The following is a 2,232-nucleotide window of genomic DNA, read 5'->3' on the forward strand; positions in this document are numbered from 1 at the left end:
TTACTCTTCTACTACTAGGGTATTTATTTCCTTTTTTATGATATAATTCTTAGTGGCGCACCTTTCTGATGCAGTATTGCCTTAGAAGGGAGGTGAGTCTATGCTCATAACAATCTTCGTATCAGTAGTCGCTCCTATTGTGGTTGGAGTAATCCTTGAGCTGGTCAAGGATTGGTTAAAATACCGACGTAAGCGCCATTAATCCACATTCGCTCAGTTTCGCAGAACCGGGCGTTTTTTGTACAAAAAAACTGAGGAATTCGCAGTTCCTCAGTTCCTATTGTGAGATACCACTCCCACAAATCTTCGTTAACTAAATTATAACATTTCAATAGTCTTTGTCAATAGCTTGATTTTTTGCTTTTATAAATCTTCGTTTTTGAGTCGCAATACTGATACCAGTTTTTCGCTCAATCATCTTGTAAGTCATTCCTTGCTGTTTTAACTCATAAGCAAATTGAATTTGTTCTTCGGTAAATTTTTGAGGACGCCCTTCCCTAAAACTTGGATCATGAAGCTTAGCAAAATGTTTTCCTTCCTGAGTCCTGGTTACAATAAGGTCTCGTTCAAACTGCGCAAAAGCACTGAAGATGGTAAAAATCAGCTGACCAGTAGGTGTATTATCAATAAGACCAATATTTAATATATGAACCTTAATTCCTCTATTAAATAACGATTGAACAATTTCTAAAACTTCTCTAGTGTTCCTGGCTAATCGGTCTAACTTTGTCACAATTAAAGTGTCACCATCCTTTAACTTTTTAAATACTAGATTAAATTGTGGACGTTCGACATTAGTTCCAGTAAACTTTTCTTGGAAAACTTCTTCTGCTCCTGCTTCTTTCAGAACTTCAATTTGAGATTCTAATTTTTGTTCAAAAGTACTGACACGTGCATACCCAATTTTCATATTTTGACCTCTATTAATAACCCTAAGTTGTGAGTGATGTTATCCTTAAATCTTAGAGTCACTATTGTATAATTTAGACAAAGGACAAAAACATGAAAAAACGCTACTCAAAAGAATTTAAAGAAACCCTTATCGCCTTCTATCATTCTGGTCAATCCGTCACCCAGCTGTCTAAAGAATACGACGTGGCCCCTGCAACAATTTATAAATGGATAGACCTCTACTCTAAATCTAATGAAAGCTCCGTCTCTAAAGCTGATTTTCTAGAATTAAAAAGACAACTGGCTAAAGTTAAGGAAGAACGAGACATCTTAAAAAAAGTATTGACCATATTCGCCGAGAAAAAGAAGTGAGTGCTGCGGATATGGCTCAAACCATACAAACTTTAGCACTCAATGTCAGACTAAGCTGTCAACTCCTTGATGTTCCTGAATCAAGTTATTATGAACGGATTAACCGACATCCATCTAAAACTCAATTAAGGAGACAATACCTGTCACTCAAAATTTCTCAACTCTTCAATACTAACCGAGAAATCTATGGTGCTCCTAAAATTCATCATCTTCTACTTAAACAAGAGGAAAAAGTCGGGTTAAAACTGGTACAGAAGCTAATGAAGCAACTTCAACTCAAGTCTGTAGTCATTAAGAAATTTAAGCCTGGATACTCACTAAGTGATCACATCAATCGAAAAAATCTCATACAGACTGAACCTACAAAGAAAAATAAGGTTTGGTCAACCGACATTACTTATATTCCTACTCAACAAGGATGGGCTTATCTCTCAACCATTATGGATCGTTATACTAAAAAAGTCATTGCTTGGGATTTGGGCAAGCGAATGACTGTAGAATTAGTGCAAAGAACTTTAAATAAGGCCATTAAATCACAAGACTATCCAGAAGCTGTTATTCTTCATTCTGACCAAGGAAGCCAGTATACGAGTCTAGAGTATGAAGAGTTGCTTAAGTATTATGGGATGACTCACTCTTTCAGTCGAAGGGGATACCCTTATCATAATGCCAGTCTTGAATCTTGGCATGGACATTTAAAAAGAGAGTGGGTGTATCAATTTAAATATAAGAACTTTGAAGAAGCCTATCAGAGTATTTTCTGGTACATCGAAGCCTTTTATAATTCAAAACGAATCCATCAAAGTTTAGGGTATCTTACACCTAATCAATTTGAAAAGGTAAGTGCTTAAAATAAATAGATTAAAATTCTACGTTTGTTACTCTAAAAACTTGACTTAACGTCATTATTTATTAACATGAGTTTTTGTATTCATTATAGATATAGTTTAATTAAATCATTCAGAAATT

3 protein-coding genes are annotated in these 2,232 nt (G+C 35.0%); 2 read left to right on the top strand and 1 reads right to left on the bottom strand.

What is annotated here, in order from left to right:
• Positions 1–100: 100 nt before the first annotated feature.
• Complete coding sequence (locus AB0N03_RS52130; protein WP_356706956.1) at positions 101–202, top strand: type I toxin-antitoxin system Fst family toxin; 102 nt, start codon at positions 101–103, stop codon at positions 200–202.
• Positions 203–328: 126 nt separating this feature from the next.
• Here AB0N03_RS52130 and AB0N03_RS52135 read toward each other — a convergent pair whose 3' ends face one another.
• Positions 329–910, bottom strand: a complete 582-nt coding sequence (locus tag AB0N03_RS52135; protein WP_003131722.1) for a recombinase family protein — start codon at positions 908–910, stop codon at positions 329–331.
• Positions 911–1,002: 92 nt separating this feature from the next.
• Here AB0N03_RS52135 and AB0N03_RS52140 point away from each other — a divergent pair.
• Positions 1,003–2,114 (top strand): IS3-like element IS981 family transposase gene (locus tag AB0N03_RS52140; protein WP_364388955.1). Its coding sequence is split into 2 segments (ribosomal slippage): positions 1,003–1,219 and positions 1,219–2,114, totalling 1,113 coding nucleotides; the frame shifts between segments, so codons are not numbered across the junction.
• The last annotated feature ends 118 nt before the right edge of the window (positions 2,115–2,232 follow it).

Origin of the sequence: Amycolatopsis sp. NPDC051061, from assembly GCF_040682935.1 — a bacterium.
Classification (GTDB): domain Bacteria; phylum Actinomycetota; class Actinomycetes; order Mycobacteriales; family Pseudonocardiaceae; genus Amycolatopsis.